The organism is Pseudomonas sp. LAM2023 (genome assembly GCF_016620375.1).
GTDB classification, from domain to species: Bacteria; Pseudomonadota; Gammaproteobacteria; order Pseudomonadales; family Pseudomonadaceae; genus Aquipseudomonas; species Aquipseudomonas anuradhapurensis.
In genome coordinates, this window is sequence record NZ_JAENHV010000033.1 from 1 (window position 1) to 965 (window position 965).

Consider the following 965-nt stretch of genomic DNA (forward strand, 5'->3'; position numbering starts at 1 on the left):
CCCACCGGGTCGAAGGTGATGTCGATGCGGCGCTGGCCGACCTGGGTACTTGCCAGCCGGCCCGTATCAGCATCGTACTGGTAACGCGTCACCAACCCGTCGAAGCCTTGCTCCTGCAGCAACCGCCCGACCGGGTCGTAGAGGAAGTCGGCCTTGCTCTCGTTCTCGTTCTCCAGGCCGATCAGGCGGCCCAGCTTGTCCCAGCGATAGCGCAAGGTGTGCTCGTTGGCATCGACCCGCTCGGCAAGCAGGCCCGCGCTGTTGTAGGCCCAGGTGGTGCAGCGGTCCAGCGCATCGGCATGGGCCAGCAGGCGGCCTTCGGCATCGCGCTCGAAGCGCTCTTCGGTATTGTCCGGGTGGATGACTTTTGCGAGCTGGCCAGCCTTGTATTGGTAGACCGTCTTGTTGCCCGCCGCATCGGTGAACTGCACCAGCTGGCCGAAGTCGTCGTATTCCCAATGACTGGTCTTGCCCGAACAGTCGGTGTATGCGACCAGTTGATCCGCTGCGTTGTAGGCCAGCTTCTTCTCGTTGCCGTTGGCATCCTTGATCGCCTTGACCAGCCCGGAAGGCGTGTAGGCGAATTCGGTCTTGTTGCCCAGCGGGTCGGTGGTCTCGACCAGGTTGCCTTTCTTGTCGTAGTCACGCAGCCACAGGCCACCTTCGGCATCGCGGATCTTGATCGGGTGACGACGGTCATCATAGGCGATGTGGACCTGACTGTGGTCAGCCCGGATATGACGGATGACGCTGCCTTGCTCGTCGTAGTCGTAACGGTCTTCGCTGCCGTCGGCGTGCACATGGCGCACCACATTCTTGCGCTCGTCGCGGAAGATCCACTCCGAGCGCTCATCCGGATAGCGCACGCGGTACAGGTGGCCGAGGATGTCGTAGTAGTACCAGGTCTCCTGGCCGTGGGCGTCGGTGACGTAGGTCAGGCGAATGTTCTCGTCCCATTCCAGGCG

General features: G+C 62.4%; 1 pseudogene. It reads right to left on the reverse strand.

The annotated features are described in order from the left end of the window. Positions 1-965: pseudogene (locus JKP78_RS19825) on the reverse strand (RHS repeat protein); the annotation flags it as partial.